Origin of the sequence: Brevibacillus sp. HB1.4B, assembly GCF_013284285.1 — a bacterium.
Taxonomy (GTDB): Bacteria; Bacillota; Bacilli; order Brevibacillales; family Brevibacillaceae; genus Brevibacillus; species Brevibacillus porteri.
The window spans coordinates 555,372-576,419 of the sequence record NZ_JABSUT010000002.1 but is presented as its reverse complement, the minus strand read 5'-3'; the positions used below and the strand labels follow the sequence as shown (position 1 = coordinate 576,419).

Sequence of the window (21,048 nt, the reverse complement as noted above, 5' to 3'; positions counted from 1 at the left end):
GAAATGTATTTTTCTACTTTTTTCCACTCTTGGAGGCGCTTAACCATTGAGAAAAGCTTTGAACAAAATTAGATGGCTTTCGATGATCTGTACGATCGCATTGGTAACCGGGTGTCAACATGAACCGAACAAGCCAATAACATCGGAGAACGCCGGGAAAACAACAGAGGCCACAGCAAAACCAATCCCCGCTCCACTTCCTACCTCTAGCTCAGTCTCTACAGCACCTACCAATCAACCAGTGGAAGAACAACAAAAAGAATCCCTGTCACCCTATCAAGTACTCAATAAAATCCGTGAAATAGAAAAAGTGAAAGGGGGAACATATCAGGGGGAGTGGAAAGAGGATGAATACACATTTCACCTACCCGACAAGGACGGGGATCGCCGAAACGCCCGCTACTATGAACGTTCGACTCACCATGTAAAAGTATATGGAAAAGATGGTTTGAAGTATTTCTATCATCTTTTTGATCCCGCTACTTATCCACTGACAACCTTGGAGACCGAAAGTATACAGGTGAATCCGGAAACATGGCAGCAAATGAACAAGATCGAGCAGAAGCTGTATACAAGCGAGGATACATTTCACGCCGAATGGTCGCCGAACTTTCAAGCAGTTGCCTATTATAAGGGGACTACCGAAGATGGTCAGGCATACATTTGGAAGGTTGGCAACGATTCACCCTCCCCAATAAAAGAGGCTGTCATCGACCGCTATTTCTTTACATGGTCTCCCGATTCTGAGTATCTCTTATTGGATACGGGAACGAGCAGACATCGCGGCGGACAAATCTATCAGGTAGCAAACGATAGAATGAGTGAGCCTTTCTCGTATATTTCCCAATTCCGATTCTCACCAGATTCGAAAAGGGCAGCATTTTCTCAATTAAGTGGGATAACCTCGAAAGAAAAATACGGGATGGAAGATGAAGAGACTGAAGACATTTGGTTGTATGAATTATCTACAGGGAAGCAGAAGAAGCTTCTTCAAGCCGATGATCATACCGACTACTTTCCGCTCGAATGGAAGAGTGAAACAGAGCTCCTCTACTGGAAGCAAGATTATCAGAAGAATAAGGAAGAAGAGTTAACGGTGACGATTCCTCAGAAGTAGTAACCCAATACCCTCTATGTGATGTAGAGGGTATTGGCTATGTTTTGGAAGGAAACTTCCCCCGAACCTCCTCTAAAAATGCCTGCACCGCTGGGGCCAAATAACGATTTTTCAAATACGCTAAATAAACCGTCCGCTCCAACGCAGGCGAATCAATCGTTTTCCGAACAAGCGAAGCATCTGTTGATCCAGACAAATAGTTCTCAGGAATGATCGTAACCCCCAAATTCTCCCTCACTAACGTTAACGCGGTTTCAAATCGCTCAATCTCAAATTTGATTTGCGGGTTGACTTGTTCAAACGAAAAGGCCGTTAAAATATCCTCCCGCGTCTGAAATCCCTCTGTACTAATGATGAATGGCTCACTAGCCAAGTCTTTCAATCGAATCAATTCCTTTTCCGCCAGAGGATGATCCTTGTGTAGCACCAGCATTAAGCGCTCATCATACAGGGGAAAGGATTCGATATCTTCTTCATCGATGAATTGGTTGGTTATGAGTAAATGCGTATGATACTTCCGCAGTGATTCCTTGACAGCTTTCCCGCTCAGCACCTCGATTAGCTTGATGTTAATAGAGGGAAAACGCCTCTGATATTCGCGAATGACTTTTGGAATCCAATGCTTCACGGACTCAATGATGCCGATGATGAGATCGCCGCTTCCGGTTAACTTTACTTCTTCCATCTCTTTTTTCAGCATGTTCATTTGGGAAAGAAGCAGCAACGATTTCTGATATAAAATTTTACCAGCGTCCGTCATTTCCATTTTTCTCGTGTTTCTCTCGAGCAGTGGAGAGCCGACCTCTTGCTCCAGATTTTTGATCGCGTTACTTAAGGAAGGCTGTGAAATATGCAGTTTTTGTGCGGCTTTGGAGTAGCTCAACTGATCGCAAACTGTCACAAAATAGTGCAAATGTTTGATGTCCAACTGGATCGCCTACCTTCATTTATAGCTTTAAGCTATCAATTTATTTAAATTATATATTAGAAATAATAAGTTTGTCATTATATAATCAATAAACAAAAGGTTCAGAAAGGATGAATAGCTTGCCAAAGAATGTATCAGCAGATTTGTGGACCGGCCGGACTGACCATACGGAGAGAAGAAGCAGTTTTCGCTACCATCAGATTGTAGAAATAACGGACTTGGATACATTGCAAGCGGCCAAGGATCGCACAGTCGCTATCATTGGGTTTGAATGTGAAGAGGGAGTGAGGCGCAATCAAGGACGATTAGGTGCCGCCAAAGCTCCAAACGCAATTCGGCAAGCGCTTGCAAGTCTTCCTTGGAAAGTGGAGGAAGGGAAACGGATTGTTGATGTGGGGAATGTTGCTTGTCCAAACGAAGAGCTAGAAGCTGCCCAGGAAGAATTGGGGAACGCCGTCTCAGCAATCTTTTCCAAAGCCATGACGCCCATTATTTTAGGCGGAGGCCATGAGACATTGTATGGACATTACGTAGGTGTCCGAAAGCATATTGGTAAAGAGGCTTCTCTGGGCATTATCAATATTGACGCTCATTTCGATTTGCGTTCCTATGAAGTTCAGCCTTCATCTGGGACGATGTTTCGGCAAATACTAGAGCATGACAAAAATAGCAGCTATTTTGTGTTAGGGATTCAGCGTTTCGGAAATACGCAGGAGCTATTTGATAAAGCAGATGAGCTCGGTGTTCGTTATGTGTATGAAGAAGAGATAACAGACGCGCGAATGGATGAAATTACTTTATCTGTAAGCGAATTCATCGAAAAACACGATCATGTCATGCTGACGCTATGTACAGATGTTTTAAACGCAGCTTTTGCACCAGGGGTAAGTGCTCCCTCTCCTTTTGGCTTAACACCAATGGTTGTCCGCACTTTGATCCGTACCGTTGCCGCTCATAAGAAAACGCTTTCTTTTGATATTTGTGAAGTGAATCCGATTTTAGATGAAAACGGAAGAACAGTAAAGTTAGGTGCTTACTTGACGAATGAAGCCATCATGGGATTACTAGAGAACAACTAAGGGGAGACAACTATGACGTTAGCACTTAATCAAGTAACGACGATTTTTCTCGCAGTAGCACTTCTCGTATTAGGTACATTCCTCGTAAAAAAGGCTAGTTTCTTGCAAAAGTTTTGTATCCCGGCACCAGTGGTTGGGGGCTTGTTGTTCGCTGTCATTGCAACTGTTTTGAAAGCGACCGGAATTTTACAAATTACATTGGATACTTCCTTACAAAGCTTGTTCATGCTCACGTTCTTTACTACCGTTGGATTGGGAGCGAGCTTTAAGCTGATCAAGCTTGGCGGTAAGTTGCTCGTTATTTACTGGATCGCCTGTGGATTTCTGGCTTTGGCACAAAACGTAATTGGTGTGTCTTTGGCTTCCGTGTTCGGCATTCATCCACTGATCGGGATGATGGCAGGAGCTGTTTCCATGGAAGGTGGACATGGAGCGGCTGGAGCTTTTGGACAAACACTTGAGGACATGGGCATTCAATCTGCTTTGGCGGTTGGGATCGCAGCAGCTACCTTTGGTCTCGTAGCAGGGGGCTTGGTTGGCGGACCGACTGTGAAATATTTGATTACGAAATACGATCTGAAGCCGACAGAAACGGAAGAAGTAGTAGAGACAGTAGAAGAAAAAGGACAAGCGATTACGTCGAATACCTTCTTCATCCAAGTGCTATTGATTACATTCTGTATGGCATTGGGAACGTATTTGGGAGAGCTGTTCTCGACTGCAACCGGATTTGTTCTGCCGGGTTATGTGGGAGCGATGTTTGTAGCGGTAATTGTCCGTAACATTGTAGACAAGCTCAATCCAAAGGCAATCGACATGAAGAGCATCAACCTGATCAGTGATGTGACGCTTGGAATTTTCCTGTCCATGGCACTGATGAGCATCAAGCTGTGGGAAGTTGCAGACCTTGCGCTTCCAATGCTCGTGATCGTATTTGTTCAAGTAGTATTCATCGTTTTGTTTGGGATTTTCGTCTTGTTCCGTTTGCTTGGCAAAAACTACGACGCCGCAGTCATGGTCGCAGGCTTTACCGGACATGGTCTGGGCGCTACACCAAACGCAATGGCGAATATGGCGGCAGTAACGGGAAGATTTGGTCCTTCGCGAAAAGCATACCTGGTCGTTCCAATCGTAGGTGCCTTCCTGATTGATGTGTTCGCGATGCCGATCATTATTACCACGATTAATTTGTTTAAATAAAGACGATTCAAAAATCCCTTCATGCTGGAGATAGTCTAGCTGGAGGGATTTTTTGTGCGTATATTCACTTTAGCCAACTCTCTATCGTTTGATTGATTACAAATAATAGAAAGAAAAGGAAATAATTTCTTGACTGTTCGCATCTTGTTCGTGTATATTTAATTAAGAACATATGTTCTTGTTTTTGGAGCCTTTGCAAAGACAATCTCACCTAAAAACACAAGTTTTAGGGTGGAAAAGTGGATTTCGGTTTGGTAAGAGACAGCAGGAAGGGGCTGGAAAGGGGCATCAACTCCTAGGTAAATTTGAAGCACTGATGCTGAGTCAAAGTTTGCACAAGCAGAAGCTAATGGAAAAAAATATTTAGTTTTTTCTGCGAAATTTGTAACCTATTGTCATTTTTTGCGTATTAATTGGCAGAAACAACCAAAAAGTAGAAAATGTGGAGGGAAAAAGAATGAGAGAACTTCATGCTGATGTGGTAATCATTGGGGGAGGTACTGGTGGCTGCGCAGCAGCACTGGCAGCAGCGAAATCAGGAAAATCAGTCATTATGACGGAAGAGACCGATTGGATTGGCGGTCAATTTACGAGCCAAGCGGTACCGCCAGATGAGCATCCATGGATTGAACAGTTTGGTTGCACGCGGAGCTATCGCACATTCCGTGACAGCGTGCGTGACTATTACCGTAACCATTATCCAATGACGGCAGAAGCACGCGTCATCCCGAATCTTGACCCTGGTAACGGTTCCGTAAGTCGCCTTTGCCACGAACCGAAAGTAGCGCTCGCTGTGTTTTATCAGATGCTTGCTCCTTATATTAACAGCGGTAGACTTACTATTCTGACGAATCATAAGCTGCATGCTGTTCGCATGGCTGGCGATAACGTACTGTCGATCACAGTAGAAGATCAGAAGCATCATGATTTTCATGAACTGGTAGCACCGTATTTCTTGGACGCGACAGAATGTGGAGATGTACTCCCGCAGGCTGGCGTAGAATACGTACTTGGCGCTGAATCAGTCGATCAAACGGGAGAGCCAAATGCTGTTGTCGGGCCGCCGCAGCCAAATGATATTCAGGCATTTACGTATTGCTTCGCGATGGATTATTTGGAGGGAGAAAATCATACGATTGCCAAGCCGGAAATGTATGACTTCTGGCGCAACTACAAAGCAGATTTCTGGCCGGACAAGTTGCTCAGCTGGACAGGCTCCAACCCGCGAAATACTGCTGAATCTGTACGATATGAGCTGTTCCCGGGGACTAAATATTTTCCACTCTTCACGTATCGCCAGATTGCTGATCCGAAAAACTTCCAAACCGGATTGTACAAGAGTGGCGTAACAACCGTTAACTGGCCGCAAAATGATTACTGGCTTGGCTCGATCATTGATGTACCAGAGGAAGAGCGTCAGCGTCACCTCTACGGCGGTAAACAACTGAGTCTCTCCCTTCTGTATTGGATGCAAACAGAGGCTCCTCGCCCAGATGGTGGACAAGGGTATCCAGGGCTGCGACTGCGCAAGGATGTCATGGGAACAGAGGATGGACTGGCGATGTATCCTTATATTCGTGAATCCCGCCGGATCAAAGCCGAATTCACCGTATTGGAGCAACATGTGAGTGCATTTGTCCGCAATACAGGCAAGGCAGAAGCCTTCCATGATTCCGTTGGGGTCGGCAGCTACCGAATTGACCTGCATCCAAGCACTGCGAACCGCAATTACGTCGATGTGTCGACTTATCCGTTCCAAATTCCGCTGGGCAGCTTAATCCCTGTGCGTGTAAATAACCTGCTGCCAGCGGGCAAAAACCTCGGGGTTACGCATATTACTAATGGATGCTTCCGTCTCCACCCAGTAGAGTGGAACGTCGGTGAAGTTGCTGGCTATTTGACAGCTTATTGCTTGCAATATGGCCTGACTCCTCGCGCTGTCCGAAATACTCCTGATGAACTGAAAAAGTTCCAAGCGTTCTTGTACGCGGAAGGCGTAGAGTACTTCTGGCCAACGATGTACGCAGTGTAAGCAGTTAGACGATCTGGTTGCCTGAGTTCGGTATTTTATCGGACTCAGGTTTTTTCTTGGAGAGCGAGAGAGCAGATTCAGAAAAAGCAATCCGCATAATTTCGTCGACAGTTTCCTGTGGTGTCTGCTCGGAAGAATCGATCCACATGCCGAGCTTTGGTGTTTCGGTCTGCAAGATTTGATTGAGGTGGGGAATCGTCCAAGCACCATACCCTGTTTTGGAACGGGATGCCTCTCTCTCTTCAATCACTTTTTCATTTGGCGTGAGTACGACAACATACAATGGACGGTTCCGAATCATTTCAACAAATTCGCTCAAAAGGGGGCCGATCACAACGTCCTGTACAACGACATTAAATCCTTCTTCAAAAAAAGTGTCTGCCGTAGAGGCTGCTATTTTGTAGCGCAACTGCAACTGACGAATGGCTTCTTGTGACGGTTCAGGCATATATTCCTCTCTGCCACTTACAATCATTCGTCGGAACGAATCACCTCGCAGATGAACGCCTCGATTCAGCTTTTCAGCAAGTAACTGAGCGACTGTTGATTTTCCAGAAGCCATAATCCCTGTAACGAGAAAAATACATCTGTCTGGAGCGTGAAGATTCGCATTCTCGTGCAGCATCATTATCCCACCTTACTCATACGATGTTATGTACGTTTATATATGGTAATCATTGGATGATCCTTATCTTTTTGAATCATAACATGACGGTCATGAAAACGCGATTGAGGAAATGAGGCACAAATAGGATAATATTTCTACATGTCGAAATAGGAAGTACAGTAACACCAAATAAGGGGGACTTTATTGTGATAGGTCCTATTTTTTTGCGTGGAGAATTGATAGAGAGATTTCGGGAGCATCTATTGAACGTGGCTTATTATCAGGTAATTCATCAAGGAATTAGCTGCGTTGACAACGAAATGAAGAAGGTAAGCAAGGATAAAGTAAATGAGATCATCAATCACTTTGTACACGCTCGTTTCCCTATTGTTTGTTCTGCTGGGAGTAAAAGCACCATACCATTTTGGGATTATCATCTGGCCTTGCAATATGACGAGGATAAGAGGACAGCTATCATCTGCGAGCTACTCGTGCGTGAACCAAACCAGGATCATTGTAGAAAAGCGTTGCTTATGGCGTATTATTTATTAGTGAATCCGAAGATGGGCGTAGAAAGGATACAAGCCCCTATGAATCTGTCCCATTTGGCTGATTGCAAAGATTTTGAAGCGATCTGCATGGAGTGCGTTCCTCACCAAAACATCACATATTTGTCTTAGAAGAACAATCACACATGGAGGTGCCAATGTATGGTGAACCTGATCAAAATCAGAGCGAGTGTATTTATCCCCCAGTCATGGACGGAGCCCAGAGCAGATCCGCAAACAGGAAAAGTCATTCAATTTGAAGGCGATTCGCGCGAATTTACCCCCTATGCCGTAAATGCCATGCGTTCCAGAGTGGAGCAAGAGGTCGTCGTAGACTTCATGAAAAAAGAAATTTTTTCTTATCAGAACACGGGAATCACAACGGAGAAAATCACGAATTCTGATGGCTCGATTCAGCTGCGAAAAGGAAAAGCGAGTACAGAGGGCATTTTGTGCAGGAATATGGTATGGAAATCGGATGATGAAGTGAGCTTTGAAATGAGCGCAAGTGCGAGTAATCCCCTGAATGAGCATGCGCCTCCGGTGGACTACTTATTATTGGTGACTGCGAAAAGGGATGGTCTTGTACAGATTGAAGGAGCACATGATGGCTTCCCTTGCTTTGAATTTTATAAGCAAGCGGATTTTGGGCCGTTTGAAACGATTTATACCCATGATTTCCGCGAAACAGGTGATACTCCGGCAGCATTGGCTGGAGAGATGGACTATCAATTTCGTAAGACTCTGTAGTACGAACGCATGATGTACGTTAAAAAACATTGGTAAATCAAGGTTTTTTCTTTTTGGTAGGCGTTGATCGAGGATACGGATCAAAAGTGGGAAATTCCTATTCAGATAGAAAAAGAGTAGGCCGCGTCGGTTTGCCTCATTTCCTCAGATAGCAAGAGGGAATGGGGCTTTTTTCTTCAGGGAAATTGCCATGAGCCTCCCGATCTCTTATTTATTTCGCGAGCAAACCAACTAATGGGAAAGAGACAGAAGGTTACAAAGAACACGACAGACATTGCTTCTGCTTCTTGTCCTTCCTATAATAAACCATATCATTCACTAGATGATGGAAGGGAGTAGGCATCAAAAATCTTCCATCCTACGTTTACAAGGAGGTTCTTATCATGAGTAACCCGACTATGTCCGATCAATTCCCTGTCATCGAAACAGACAGATTGATCCTTCGACAACCTAATCAACAAGACATTGAAGATATTTTTGAAGTGTTGTCACATGAAGATGTGGCGAGATATGTAGGAATAGCGAGGTTTCAATCAATAGCAGAGGCTGAAAATGAACTTCGATGGTACCGAGACTTATTTGAACAAAAACAGGGACTCAGGTGGGCGGTTACGGATCGTTCCACTGGAAAATTTCTTGGCAGCTGCGGCTACAAACATTATCATGCTGTACATAACAAAGCGGAGATTGGGTATGATCTGAATTTTTCGTGGTGGAATAAGGGGATCATGTCGGAAGCACTGCGGCCCATTATCGCGTACGGGTTTACGCATATGCATCTAAACAGAATAGAAGCAGAAGCAGATACGCGAAATACGGCATCCATCCATTTGCTCCAAAAATTTGGCTTTCAAGTAGAAGGAATCCATCGAGAAACGGAATTTGAAAATGGGATGTACATTGATCTTGTGAAGCTTGCGTTGCTTCGAAAAGAATATGAATTGAATTCGTAAAAGAATCGTAGTCGATAAACGGCGGGGGAATGTACGGAATCTTTCATCGTACAGACCCCCGCTCATTTATTCCCCACTTCTACAGCCACGCGCAAAGCAGACTCAATCGCCCCTTGAATCCAGCCGTGATGTTCATTCGAGGTGTGCTCCCCCGCAAAATAAATTCTTCCTTCAGGCGCACCAATGTAGGGAGTTAATTCCGTCTCCTGCAACGGTTTGAACAAGGCAAAGGCACCAGCAGCATAAGGCTGCAACGCCCAATTATGTGTGACCCCCGTAACGAAGGTAGTGTACACCTGCTCCCCATGAATGTCAGCCAGATGCTTTACCGCTTGCATAACTTGTTTTTCTTTCGACATGCTTAGCCACGGAAGGTCGTCATCCTCCCATGTATAACTGACTAATACGACACCACCAGGCTGATCAAAACCGTGGTTGGGAAAGTAGGAGAGGCGAATAGGCGAATCTGTTACGGTTTGTCCGCTCCTTATTCCCTGTGCTTCCCAGAATCGCTGCGAAAACTGGATGCCTATTTTGGATGAGGAAACATAGTGGAGTTGACGAATAGCTTTCCATTTTTGATAGGAAAACAGATCGTACGGTTCAACCCGAACAAACTGCAATACGGTAAAAGGGATGGTAATAATCGCGATATCACTGGTCATCTGAAACCGTTCGCCTGTGTCGGTACGCACGCCTGAAATCGTAATTTGATTCCCCGTCTCGACGATTCGCGTCATTTTATGCTGGAAGTAGATATTCTCCTGTAATTGGGGGAGAAATGCCTGTGGTAGCTGGTCAAATCCTCCTGTTATTTCGAAAAAGCGTGTAGAGGGATCGAACAGGATGAAGTCTCGTAAAATTTCGGGAAAGGCGAGCTCAGGGAATCCTTCGAAGCCAGTCATGACCTTGATCATATCGATAGCGGGGGCGGATAAGGAAGGGGCAACAGGATTGAAGCGCAAGAACTGATCCATGGAAAAGCCATCGTACTTTTGGACGACGATGGGCCAATTCTTCGCTGGATCGAGGTTGATGAAGTCGATGATAGGCTTAATGGCTTGCCTGGCCAATTCGTCGAACGTACGGCCTTTTTCATGTGGAGATACAGGGAAACGGAGGATGTCCGGATCGCGCTGATAGATCCAACGCCTTGTTTTGATACCATTTACGGAGATGATGTCGTTCGGAGAGCTGTTGATAAACGGATGAAGCGGAAGAGCGAATTTCGTCACGTATGCCAGAGTAAGTTCGTGCGTGAGAGGAATACGCATGGCTCCAGCTTCTAGATAATGACCATGGGTAAAAGGAGAGCGCAATGTAAAAACTCGGCCGCCTATCCGGTCCGCTGCTTCCAAAATTGTTACGTTGTGTCCCGCTGCTTTAAGCAACGAGGCAGAAACAAGACCAGCCATTCCAGCCCCGACGATGATGATAGTGAGGGGGGAGTGGGTTTGTGGGAGACCATTGCGAATAATGGATAGCATGTCAGGTTGTGTTAAGGAGAAGGAGGGATTATTCATAGATTGTCTCCTTTCCATTCTTTTCCGGTACTATGATCCTATTCCATGGATTACTCAGGTATGCGTTGTGTAAGTTGATCATACAGGACTCTACCAATTTCATCCAAGAAATGATAGGATGGAGAAAAGGGGAACAAATGATCGGAGGAGCTTGAATGTTACCAACGAATGTTATCTGGAAACCAACGACAGGTGTCGGATATGAGCACTTGAGAATACGGGAGGGCTCGAACAGAATCCACGTCAATAGCATAGTGATTGGGAGGCTGGATGACGCCACCCTAACAAGAATCCAGTACGAAATTGTTCTTGATTCAAATTGGGTCACGCGAGAGGTTTCACTAGCAAGCATGGGCGAAGAAGGCGCTTTGCATCTCTCATCGGATGGAAAGGGAAATTGGACGAACGAGGTAGGTGAGCCCATTCCTGAGCTCTTTAGCTGTATCGATATCGATATTTCTTGTACGCCTTTCACGAATACACTGCCGATACGCCGTTTGTCGTATTCTCCACGGGAACCACAGTCTATACAAGTAGCCTATTTCTCAGCTCATGAGCTGACATATAGACAAGTTGAGCAGCAATATACACTGCTAGAAAGTAAAGGGGATTCTTCTGTCTACCAATACCGGGCAGGAACATTCGTGGAGAACATCACGGTCGATACAAATGGGTTGGTTCTGAACTATCCAGACCTGTTTATCCGTGAGCAGGTGTAGGGAGCAAGGAGTGATTGTCCAGCATGGCTGAAAGGTTTATTGCGGGTATACTGGCCAGTTTTTTATTTACATTTGGGATTGCACTACTGTATTTTCAGGATCGATCTTCGGTTCTTCTTGTCGGGATGTTTACGTTCCCGACCGTGTTTTTGTTAGGGATTCCGCAATCTCTCATCATTGATTGGGTCATGAAGCGATTACCATGGAACAAGGGAAGTCTCCTTTTCATACTGGAAGCAATGCTGTACATTGTGGCTGGAATTATCGCAACCATCATGCTTTTCTTCATCGTTACGCATACCTTTATGCTGCTTCTCAAGTTTTACGTCTTGGGCGTAGTTGCATCTTTGCTTTATTTTGTTTGCCTGCGTTTCCTAAGACGTAAAAAGAAAGTCGTGCATGTAGTGTAAGGAAAAGGAGTGAGTGTCATGAATGAATGGGTACAAGTCGTGTCAGGCAACATTTTGGAAGCCACGGAAACTATTATCGTGCAGCAGGTGAACTGCATGGGTGTGATGGGAGCAGGGCTTGCCAAGCAAATAAGAGCCAAATACCCAAGCGTTTATACGGAATACAAGCGGCATTGCGAGCAGTATGCGCATGCACGTGAGGACCTTCTTGGACAAGTATTGCTTTGTCAGGTTGGGGAAGGAAAGTACATTGCCAACCTTTTCGCACAGCTCGGTTATGGGAAAAAAGGAGTCTATACGAAATATGACATGCTGCAAAAAGGGTTGGAAGAAGTTCTCTCCCTAGCGAAAAAAGAAAATCTGACCCTCGCCATTCCATACGGGATCGGCTGCGGATTAGCAGGGGGAGACTGGGATGTGGTAAGGAAACAGCTTGATGATATTTTTGCTGGCTATGGCGTGAGAGTGTACAAATTCGAAGCGGATTGACGGCAGGAGATCACATACGCTATAGTAAAAAGAACCATATCTAGGGAGAGATGTTGATGTCGGCGGTCGTTCTTAACTAAAGCAATTCCATACAAAAGGTCTTGATTCATCATTTGAAATTTTGCCTTTTAGCAAAGTTTCTTTGTGCTGGATGATCATCGGCCTTGGAATTAGTTAAGAACAACGGATATCATACAATGCCTTAGGTGAAAACCCTATCATTGCGCCCAAAATCCGTGCTGTGTTCAGCGCGGTTTTTTATTTGGTTGCGTTTTGTTTAGGTATCCCAAAAAAAGGGCGGAGAATGACATTTGTTCATTCTTCGCCCTTTTTTATTTTTCATAAAAAAGGAGAAATCAGTCATGAATGAAAAAGCATTGCAGCGTCTCGAATACGACAAAATCAAAGAAAAGGTAATGGATTACGCTTTATCGTACGCAGGGAAAAAGCATGTAGAACAAATGATGCCGATGGACTCTGTCAAAGTAGTGCGAAGTAGGTTGGACGAAACAGCAGAAGCAAAGAACATCCTGCAAAATGGAGCAAGTGTACCGATTCCTGCGCTGGAGGGGATGGAGAAGATCCTTTCCCTTCTGGGGACAGGATATGTATTTGGCGTAAATGATTTTACCAATCTGTACCTGTTCCTAACGAGTTGCTCACAACTAACAAAATACATGGCGACAAAAGCACAATTGGCGCCACGCGTAAGTTCTTATGCAGCATCGATGTACGACGCCACCAAATTGAAAAATGAAATCGAACAATGCATCCGACATGGGCAAGTTGTCGATTCCGCCAGCAAAGACTTGTTGAAAGTGCGTAAACGCATCGTCGTATTTGAAGAGCGCTTGAAAAGACAACTGGATTCCGTCATGAACAAATATCGTTCGATCATGCAAGAAAATGTCATTAGTACACGCAATGGACGTTATGTCATTCCCATCAAAAAAGAACATCGCAAGCAAGTGGCTGGCAGTGTTTTAGATGAATCGGCGAGCGGTCAAACCGTCTATATGGAACCGACGGAGATCAGCACCGTACAGTTCGAGCTCACCGCACTCAAGGCAGAGGAAGAACGCGAAGTAACAAAAGTACTGATGCAATTGTCCGCATTCGCAGAAGAATATACGTATGAACTCACCGTGAATGTCGAGACTGTTGGCATGTATGACTTTCTTTTCGCAAAAGCGAAGTACGCATTGGCAATCGGAGGCGCGAATGTCGAACTAAATGAAAAAGGGATCATCGATGTCAAGGAAGCACGGCATCCGCTACTCGGTCCGAAAATGGTGCCGCTGCATATGAGGATTGGTCGAGAATACAAATCGCTTATTATTACAGGTCCCAATACAGGCGGGAAAACATTGACGTTAAAAACCATCGGGCTTTTAACCATGATGGTGCAGTCGGGTTTGCTCGTACCAGTACAGGAAGGCAGTCGCTTCGCCATTTTCCGCAACATCGCGGTAGATATTGGGGATGGGCAAAGCATTGAGCAAGCGTTAAGTACGTTTTCCGCGCATATTCATAATGTGCTGGAAATCTTACAGATTACGGACGCTTCTACCCTCGTTCTGATTGATGAGATGGCTACCGGTACAGATCCAGGAGAAGGTGTCGCCTTGTCGATTGCGATTTTGGAGGAGCTGCACCGAAGAGGTGCGACGGTGATTGTGAATACACATTTTAACGAAATCAAAAATTTTGCCTCCGCAACTGCCGGGTTCCAAAATGCACGAATGGAATTTGACGAGGAGACCTTGCAGCCACTGTATCGCTTGCGAATCGGAGAAGCAGGCCAGAGCTACGCATTTCTGATCGCACTGAAGCTGGGTATCCCGTCTGAGATGATTCAGCGTTCTCGGGAAATTACTCGGAATGGATTCACGACTACGACTACCACTACAGAAAGGCTGGAACAATACCAAGACAGAGAGCAGGAAGAGTATGAGGCTCTCCATTATGTGGAGACACGAATAATAGAAAAGCCAGAAGAAGTGGAAGTAGAGGTGGAAGAGGAAAGACGAGAGCAGCTTTCACAGGAGATTTCCGAAAAAGCAGCAGATACTCCAGTCAAACCTGAGCGTGACAAACCATTTGCTGTTGGTGATTGTGTATTCATTTCCTATCTGGGGAGAACTGGCATCGTATTTGCTGCGGAGGACTCCAAAGGCATCGTTGGCGTCATGATTCAAAATCAGAAATATAAAATCAACAAAAAGCGCCTCGTCTTGCATATTGAGGGCAAAGAACTGTATCCGGCCGATTATGACATGGACATCGTGTTCGAGACAAAAGAGAACCGGAAGAAGCGCAAAATGATGAGTCGCAAGCATGTCGAAGGATTATCGATCGAGACGAAACGAGAGGGGTGACGAGTACGGGCAAAAAGCCGATTTTCTATAAGAGAATCGGCTTTTTGATGTTGACAGGATGAATAGGCTAGTTGGCTGTAGGGCTAACCGTCATTTGTTTACTAACAAGCACCATGATGATCGCCAATAGCAAGAAGTAGATTGGCATGGTGACGAGCGAGCCATTATGAAAATAACTCATGCCGCTGGTGATAAGACTGACGACGATGTAGTAACCCAAACCAAAAATAGCGCCAGCAGTTCCGAGTACATCGCTGTAGTGGACAAGAGCTAAACTCAGGCAGTTTGGAATCATGATCCCAATCCCTAGCAGAAGAGTAAAGATAGAGGCTACCATGATCGCCATCGAGACAACGGACGGACTCACTCCATACAAAGTGAAGCTTGTGAGGCATACTGCCCCTAACGTCGTTACCAGTGAGCCGATTTGGATAATATTCTCAGCCGGGTATTTGGTTAGCATTTTTTTCGAGAGCATGGCTCCGATTACAGAAGCCAACGCTACGAAAATACCCAAAAACCCAAACACACCAGGTGTCATGCCGAAAAACGCAATGAAAATAAAGGGAGCTTCGGCATAGTAACTGAACAACATGCCATTTGTCGCCCCAATTAAGAAACCAAAAGCCCATATCCTTTTGTCCGAAACAAGTCGTTTGGCTACAGCAAGCGTATTTATGTTTAAAGCTGTAGACGTTTTGGTCTCAGGTAACGAGACAAACGCGTAAGCAAAGATCGCTACGCTCATCGCAATCAGTGTGAAGAAAACCGCCTGATATCCAAACGATTGATCCACCCAACCACCGATTAAGGGGCCAATTGCAGGCGTAAAAGCGAGAGCAGCTGAAATCTGAGCAAAAACAGCATGGCGCTTGGTCGTGTCAGTACTCTCTCGTAAGATGGTTTGGGTTACCACCGATCCTGCACTCGCACCGAAGGCTTGAATGAAGCGGCTCCATAACAACCAATCAGCCGAATCGGAGAGATAGCAACCAAAGCTCCCCAAACCATAAACAAATAGTCCCCAGAGCATGGCAGGGCGTCTACCGATAGAGTCAGAGAGTCTTCCCCAGCAAAATACACCAAAGGCAAAACCGAGGAAGTAAATACTGAGTGTCAGTTGGATCGTATTGTTACTGGCATGGAGACTATTGGCGATATCAGGTAACGAAGGTGTATAGATCGTTTCACTAATTTGCGGAAAACCAACCAGGATGATCAACAGTAACAAAGATGGTGTTGAGATTTTTCTATTCACTTGTACATTCCCCCTATATTCCGAAAATCTCAAACAGCGCAGGAGGAGATTACGGAATTGGGGGTTTACATTTACTTAGTCTTGAAAATGAAAGCATATTGTCACCTTACATAAGTTATAGGGGGAATTTTTTCAATAGAATAGCATTTGTTTAGAATCGGTGACAAGTCATTTTCGTCTGGCGGATTACTCACACTTTTCTCTTTTCCCTCGATGAAGGGCTGTACGGAAGCTGCTGCCACAGCCGCAGGTTGCGACTGCATTCGGGTTTTGGATCGTAAATCCACCCATCATCCCTGTTTCTTTGTAATCGATTTCGACGCCATCGACATACGGATAGCTTTCCGGATTGACGACCAGCTTCACGCCATCAATATCGATTGTGGTGTCGCCTTCTTGATAAGTATCATCAAAACCGAGTCCATAGGTCATCCCAGAGCACCCTCCGTCCTTTACGCCAAAACGAATGAAGAGAGTAGAGCTTTCTTGTTCGAGCATATTTTGAAGGCGAGTTACAGCAGTTTCGCTAATTTGAATCATCGTGAGACCTCCTTTTTTATGCTTACTGTTCACCTACGATCACAACTTCAGGAACAAGGTGAATACCTGATTGGCTGTGAACTTTATCCTGAATCTGTCTCATGAGTGTCCATACATCAAGTGCGGTGGCATTGCCGGTATTCATAATAAAATTGGCATGCTTGCTCGATACTTCCGCGCCTCCGTACCGCATGCCCTTTAGGCCAGCATCTTCAATGAGCTTTGCAGCAAAATGGCCTGGGGGATTTCTGAATACACTGCCTGCACAGTCAAAAGGCAGAGGCTGTGTTTTTAAACGTTTTTCTTTATAGTGGTTCCACTGGAGCTTGATGCTTTCGCTGTCGCGCGGGGTCAGCTCAAAAATAGCTTCCGTGATCATGACATCAGTATCTTGCAAGGAAGAGTGGCGATAAGAAAAATCCAAATCTACAGCATGCAAGGAGCGAATGGTTCCCGTTTGTGTGATCACTTCAGCTGAATGGAAAATGTCCGATATATCCGATCCGTTCGCGCCTGCATTCATGTACACAGCGCCGCCGACAGATCCGGGTATTCCGCCAGCGAACTCCAATCCACTGAGCCTGTGCTTGTTTGCCAATGCTGCAAGCTTGATCAAGGAGTAGGCAGCCCCTGCATAAATCTGATTGTCCACGATTCGGGCATAGTCCAAAGCCTTGTTTAATTTTATGACTGCGCCACGATACCCCTTGTCTGTGACTAAAAGGTTGGAGCCCTTTCCCATCACCATCCATGGGACATGATGTTCATTCAGTATTTGCAGGACCATGATCAGTTGGGATTTACTGCTCGGTGTAATCAGTAAATCCGCAGGTCCGCCAATTTTCCAGGTAGTATGTGCCGCCAAAGGCTCTTGATAAGTCACTTCGACCTGTCGTTCACGGAGAAGCGAGAATACAGGTTTCATACGTTTCACCTATCCTTCTTGGAAAAAAACACCTTGCACTGCAACTACAGTATATGCACTATTTTATATATATTCAACTAAAATGTTTAATAAATTGTGGTTGCGTAGATCTCACGATGAGCAAAGAATGTCACTTTATAAACATGTTTGTTGAATTAGTTATACAAAGGACATATACTGTGAGCGTATCGTTCTTTTCCAATAAAGGGGCGAAGAGAAAATGGAGAGATATAGACATCTATCAACACGTGAATACATTTTATTGTTGCTGAAAAGGGAAGGGGAGCTCAGCACAAAGGATTTGCAAAACAGGCTGGAGCTCACAAAGGTAGCTGTCAGCAGGCAAATGATCTACTTGGAAAAAGACGGTTTTGTTGTGTGCAGAGTAGGTCGTCAAAAAGCAGGCAGACCGATGCACTACTATTCGTTAACACAGCAAGGTAACGAACAATTTCCGAATGATTACGGGCAATTAGCCGTGGATTTGATGGAGCATATCGTGCTGGCAGACGGGGAAGACCGGGTGGATCAATTTTTCGCAAGGCAGCAAGAGAAGATTATCCAGAAATACGAGGGACAAATGGAAGGAAAAGAGCTATCTGAAAAGGTGGTAGAGATGGCACGCATCCAAGATGACAACGGATTTATGGCGAGATGGGAGCAGGTAAGTGATGAGGAATTTGTGATCACGCAGTATAATTGTCCATATTTTAAAGTAGCAGATCGATATCAGATGATCTGTGCAAGAGAGCTTAATTGTTACCGAGCGTTACTCCAGACGAGCGTAGAACGGACGGAATGCGTGGCAATCGGCGGAAAGAAATGTGTCTATCAGATCCGTTCTACACAATCGTAGCTGCAAAGCATCATCACGGCAGATGAAATGACAAATGAGGAGGGAACGAAAGCAATGACCAACTCGAATCCATGGGATGCTGACTGGGAAGTATCTGAACCATTGGCACGCGCACTCATCTACAGTCAGTTTCCGCAGCTATCTTCTATGCCCATCAATCTTATCGGCTGTGGTTGGGATAACGTGGTCTTTCGAGTGGGGGACGAATATGTTTTCCGTTTTCCCAGGCGGAATGTCGCTGTTGAACTGATCAAAAAGGAAGGGGTGCTGCTGCCAATGCTTGCGGCATTCCTGACGATACCATATCCGAAGCCAGTTTTTTATGGGGAACCAAACGACGACTATCCATACCCTTTTTTGGGGTACACGTATGTACCGGGAACGTTTCCAAAAGGCTTGACCGACGAGCAGCGTGCTTCATCAGCAGTGGCACTTGCGACGTTTTTAAAAGAATTGCACGCGTTTCCGCCCCAGCGTGCCCGTGAAAACGGGATCGAACATGATCACAGGAACCTCTTGGACATTGCACAGAGAAAAGAAAAGATGCAGACGTTCTTGTCTACCTTAGCTGTACATATTTCTGAAGAGGATCGGGATGCGATCGCGAATTATTTAGGGCAAGTCGTGATAGACCGAATCAGTCCGTGTGAAGTGGTTCTACATGGAGACTTGCATGTGAAAAATATGCTGGTAGATGAAGCTGGGCATATATCAGGCATCATTGACTGGGGGGATCTCAATGTGGGTCACCCGGGAGCAGATTTAAATGTGGCCTACAGCTTTTTACCGCCACAAGCCCGCCAGCCATTTTTTCATGCGTATGGAGAAGTGGATGAAGAGACAAACATATTGGCCAGGATGATGGCGGTGTACATTCCGATGCTGCTCTGGATGCAAGCCATTGATAACCATGACGAAGAAGTGGCAGAGGAAGCAAGAATGACGATAAGGCGAGCGCTCGCTGACGGATAGGGCATCGGTAAAATGTTTCGGGGGACAAGCTGCTTACGCTCATCCCCCGATTTTCTTATCCGATTCCTAACTCTTCCATTTTCCGATACAGGGTGCTTCGCGCAATTCCTAGCTTTTTGGCAGCGGCGCTGATGGACGGAGCTTGTGTGATGGCTTGCTGGATCGTCTGTCGCTCTAATTCGCGCAATAATGGCAAAGGTTCACCGGATGCTTCTTGCAATCCATACTGCTGCTGCCATTCGCTCGGAAGATGGTGAGAGGTGACCCACGAATCACCGTACGCATGTAAAAAGGCTCTCTCCACGATATTGCGCAGCTCACGAATATTTCCGGGCCATGAATGCTGCTGCAAGATTGCCAGGGCAGATTCACAGATGCTTGTCGGCCCGCCAGCGTATTGGGTATGGAGCTGCTGGAGGAACTCTTCAGCCAAGGTTGCAATGTCTTCCTTGCGTTCGCGCAGGGAAGGGATGCGTATTTGCAGGACATTGAGCCTGTAGTAAAGGTCTGCACGAAACTGTCCATTTCGTACCTCTTCTTCAATGGAACGATTGGTGGCAGCGATAATCCGAATGTCCAATGGCTTTTCTTCGTGAGAGCCCAATCTCGTCACTTTGCGTTCTTCGAGGACGCGTAGCAATAGCACTTGAAGCTCCATGCTCATTTCCCCGATTTCATCGAGAAAGAGCGTTCCTCCATTTGCTGCTTCAAATTTCCCCGATTGCCCTCCTTTTTTTGCTCCAGTAAAAGCTCCGTCTGTATATCCAAATAGCTCACTTGCGATCAGTTCACGTGGAAGTGCTGCGATATTGACTGCAAGAAAAGGGCCGTCTTTTCGCGAACTGGAGGAGTGGATGGCACGTGCCAGGACCTCTTTGCCACAGCCTGTTTCTCCGAGCAATAACGTATTGGATAAAGATTGTGCAGCGATACGCGCTGTATGTAGTTGGGCTTGATAGAGGGGACTATTTGTATGAATCTCTGAAAACGAGTAACTGCTAGCTGTCTTTGACAAGGCTGACGTGCATGGGCGAATAAGAAAGAGGCGATACCACGTCTGTTCCCCCAGATCGAGTTCCTCTAAGGACCAATTGGTTAAGCGTTCTTGTTCCCAATCCACCTCGAGAACAAGGCCTTCAAATAATGAAAATCGTTCTTGTGCCCGCTTGTTAGCAAAAAGTACGACGCGCTCGTCACTGAGTGCGATTAGGCATTCATGGCTGTTTTCGGCCCATGCGAAAAGCAGACTCTTCCAATTGGGAACAGAATGAGAGGCATGCCTGAGAGCTGGAATCATAGGATCAGTCTGAAGAGCGGAAGAACGTCGCGTAGTGGCAAGGGATAGCGGGAAAAGTGGCAAAGAGCCATTTTGTAGCAAATGGATAAGCGCATCCCTAATCAGAGAAAATTCGTAGGATGAAAGATTCGCAGAGGCCTGTAATTGCTGATAGAGAGAATGAAAGAGAGCATGAGAGATCGCGCGATGATGGGAACGCTCGATTACGGTGGAAGAATTGAAAGAAGAGAGCAGCATGCCGGCTTCAAAAATCGTTCTCGCATCCTTTCTTGGTTATAGTTTGTTTGTTCGATCGTGGGACAGGTGTCCGACAAGGAAGCAGGGAAACAAACGACACACAATGACGAAAGCGATACAAGAGATGAGGGACTTTTCCGGTCAAAGACAGATCAACTGCATGACCTGTTTTGCGACAAGCTCTTTGTAATAAGTATACAGGAGAAAATAGCCAAAAGAATCGGTATCAT

General features: G+C 45.5%; 20 protein-coding genes. 13 read left to right on the top strand and 7 right to left on the bottom strand.

Annotated features, from left to right (window positions below):
• The first annotated feature begins 82 nt into the window (after positions 1-82).
• Positions 83-1,117 (top strand): hypothetical protein, encoded by a 1,035-nt coding sequence (locus HP398_RS07295; protein ID WP_254475909.1) that lies wholly within the window; start codon positions 83-85, stop codon positions 1,115-1,117.
• A gap of 37 nt (positions 1,118-1,154) precedes the next feature.
• On the opposite strand, the gene HP398_RS07290 is transcribed toward HP398_RS07295, so the two are convergent.
• Positions 1,155-2,045, bottom strand: coding sequence for a LysR family transcriptional regulator (locus tag HP398_RS07290; RefSeq protein WP_017250273.1), 891 nt, complete (start codon positions 2,043-2,045; stop codon positions 1,155-1,157).
• Between the two features lie 110 nt (positions 2,046-2,155).
• Between HP398_RS07290 and hutG the strand changes: the two genes are divergently transcribed.
• From hutG to HP398_RS07275, 3 genes are all read left to right on the top strand, one after another.
• Positions 2,156-3,124 carry a formimidoylglutamase gene (hutG, locus tag HP398_RS07285; protein ID WP_173622259.1) on the top strand — a complete coding sequence of 323 codons (969 nt, stop codon included), beginning with the start codon at positions 2,156-2,158 and terminating at the stop codon, positions 3,122-3,124.
• Between the two features lie 12 nt (positions 3,125-3,136).
• The gene (gene gltS / locus HP398_RS07280) at positions 3,137-4,324 is read left to right on the top strand and encodes a sodium/glutamate symporter (protein ID WP_017250271.1); all 1,188 of its coding nucleotides are present in this window, start codon (positions 3,137-3,139) and stop codon (positions 4,322-4,324) included.
• A 457-nt stretch (positions 4,325-4,781) separates the two neighbouring features.
• The gene (locus tag HP398_RS07275; protein WP_173622258.1) at positions 4,782-6,356 is read left to right on the top strand and encodes an FAD-dependent oxidoreductase; all 1,575 of its coding nucleotides are present in this window, start codon (positions 4,782-4,784) and stop codon (positions 6,354-6,356) included.
• 4 nt (positions 6,357-6,360) lie between these two features.
• On the opposite strand, the gene HP398_RS07270 is transcribed toward HP398_RS07275, so the two are convergent.
• Positions 6,361-6,984 (bottom strand): AAA family ATPase, encoded by a 624-nt coding sequence (locus HP398_RS07270; protein ID WP_173622257.1) that lies wholly within the window; start codon positions 6,982-6,984, stop codon positions 6,361-6,363.
• 185 nt (positions 6,985-7,169) lie between these two features.
• Here HP398_RS07270 and HP398_RS07265 point away from each other — a divergent pair, with 185 nt between their 5' ends.
• The 3 genes from HP398_RS07265 (at position 7,170) to HP398_RS07255 (ending at position 9,214) form a co-directional block, all read left to right on the top strand.
• On the top strand, positions 7,170-7,643 hold the full coding sequence (locus tag HP398_RS07265) for a hypothetical protein (RefSeq protein ID WP_173622256.1): 474 nt from the start codon (positions 7,170-7,172) through the stop codon (positions 7,641-7,643).
• A 30-nt stretch (positions 7,644-7,673) separates the two neighbouring features.
• Positions 7,674-8,261, top strand: coding sequence for a DUF3238 domain-containing protein (locus tag HP398_RS07260; protein WP_173622255.1), 588 nt, complete (start codon positions 7,674-7,676; stop codon positions 8,259-8,261).
• 383 nt (positions 8,262-8,644) lie between these two features.
• Positions 8,645-9,214: a GNAT family N-acetyltransferase gene (locus HP398_RS07255; protein ID WP_017250265.1), complete on the top strand. Its 570-nt coding sequence runs from the start codon at positions 8,645-8,647 to the stop codon at positions 9,212-9,214.
• A 62-nt stretch (positions 9,215-9,276) separates the two neighbouring features.
• On the opposite strand, the gene HP398_RS07250 is transcribed toward HP398_RS07255, so the two are convergent.
• Entirely contained in the window at positions 9,277-10,737 is a 1,461-nt protein-coding gene (locus HP398_RS07250; protein WP_173622254.1) for a flavin monoamine oxidase family protein, read from the bottom strand.
• A 155-nt stretch (positions 10,738-10,892) separates the two neighbouring features.
• On the opposite strand from HP398_RS07250, the gene HP398_RS07245 reads away from it, so the two are divergent.
• From HP398_RS07245 to HP398_RS07230, 4 genes are all read left to right on the top strand, one after another.
• On the top strand, positions 10,893-11,456 hold the full coding sequence (locus HP398_RS07245) for a putative glycolipid-binding domain-containing protein (RefSeq protein WP_173622253.1): 564 nt from the start codon (positions 10,893-10,895) through the stop codon (positions 11,454-11,456).
• A gap of 23 nt (positions 11,457-11,479) precedes the next feature.
• Positions 11,480-11,866 carry a hypothetical protein gene (locus HP398_RS07240; protein ID WP_173622252.1) on the top strand — a complete coding sequence of 129 codons (387 nt, stop codon included), beginning with the start codon at positions 11,480-11,482 and terminating at the stop codon, positions 11,864-11,866.
• 18 nt (positions 11,867-11,884) lie between these two features.
• A complete protein-coding gene (locus tag HP398_RS07235; protein ID WP_173622251.1) occupies positions 11,885-12,355 on the top strand; it encodes a macro domain-containing protein in 471 nt (156 codons plus the stop codon).
• A gap of 362 nt (positions 12,356-12,717) precedes the next feature.
• Entirely contained in the window at positions 12,718-14,733 is a 2,016-nt protein-coding gene (locus tag HP398_RS07230; protein WP_173622250.1) for an endonuclease MutS2, read from the top strand.
• A 67-nt stretch (positions 14,734-14,800) separates the two neighbouring features.
• Here HP398_RS07230 and HP398_RS07225 read toward each other — a convergent pair whose 3' ends face one another.
• From HP398_RS07225 to murB, 3 genes are all read right to left on the bottom strand, one after another.
• Positions 14,801-15,991 (bottom strand): multidrug effflux MFS transporter, encoded by a 1,191-nt coding sequence (locus tag HP398_RS07225; protein ID WP_173622249.1) that lies wholly within the window; start codon positions 15,989-15,991, stop codon positions 14,801-14,803.
• Between the two features lie 186 nt (positions 15,992-16,177).
• Positions 16,178-16,531 carry a HesB/IscA family protein gene (locus tag HP398_RS07220; protein WP_173622248.1) on the bottom strand — a complete coding sequence of 118 codons (354 nt, stop codon included), beginning with the start codon at positions 16,529-16,531 and terminating at the stop codon, positions 16,178-16,180.
• A 22-nt stretch (positions 16,532-16,553) separates the two neighbouring features.
• The gene (murB, locus tag HP398_RS07215; protein WP_173622247.1) at positions 16,554-17,456 is read right to left on the bottom strand and encodes a UDP-N-acetylmuramate dehydrogenase; all 903 of its coding nucleotides are present in this window, start codon (positions 17,454-17,456) and stop codon (positions 16,554-16,556) included.
• A 220-nt stretch (positions 17,457-17,676) separates the two neighbouring features.
• Here murB and HP398_RS07210 point away from each other — a divergent pair, with 220 nt between their 5' ends.
• Positions 17,677-18,312, top strand: coding sequence for a helix-turn-helix transcriptional regulator (locus HP398_RS07210; protein WP_173622246.1), 636 nt, complete (start codon positions 17,677-17,679; stop codon positions 18,310-18,312).
• Between the two features lie 54 nt (positions 18,313-18,366).
• A complete protein-coding gene (locus HP398_RS07205; RefSeq protein WP_017250255.1) occupies positions 18,367-19,284 on the top strand; it encodes a phosphotransferase in 918 nt (305 codons plus the stop codon).
• Positions 19,285-19,339: 55 nt separating this feature from the next.
• Here the strand turns inward: HP398_RS07205 and HP398_RS07200 are convergent, their stop codons facing one another.
• Positions 19,340-20,818 carry a sigma-54 interaction domain-containing protein gene (locus tag HP398_RS07200; protein WP_254475907.1) on the bottom strand — a complete coding sequence of 493 codons (1,479 nt, stop codon included), beginning with the start codon at positions 20,816-20,818 and terminating at the stop codon, positions 19,340-19,342.
• Positions 20,819-21,048 lie beyond the last annotated feature (230 nt).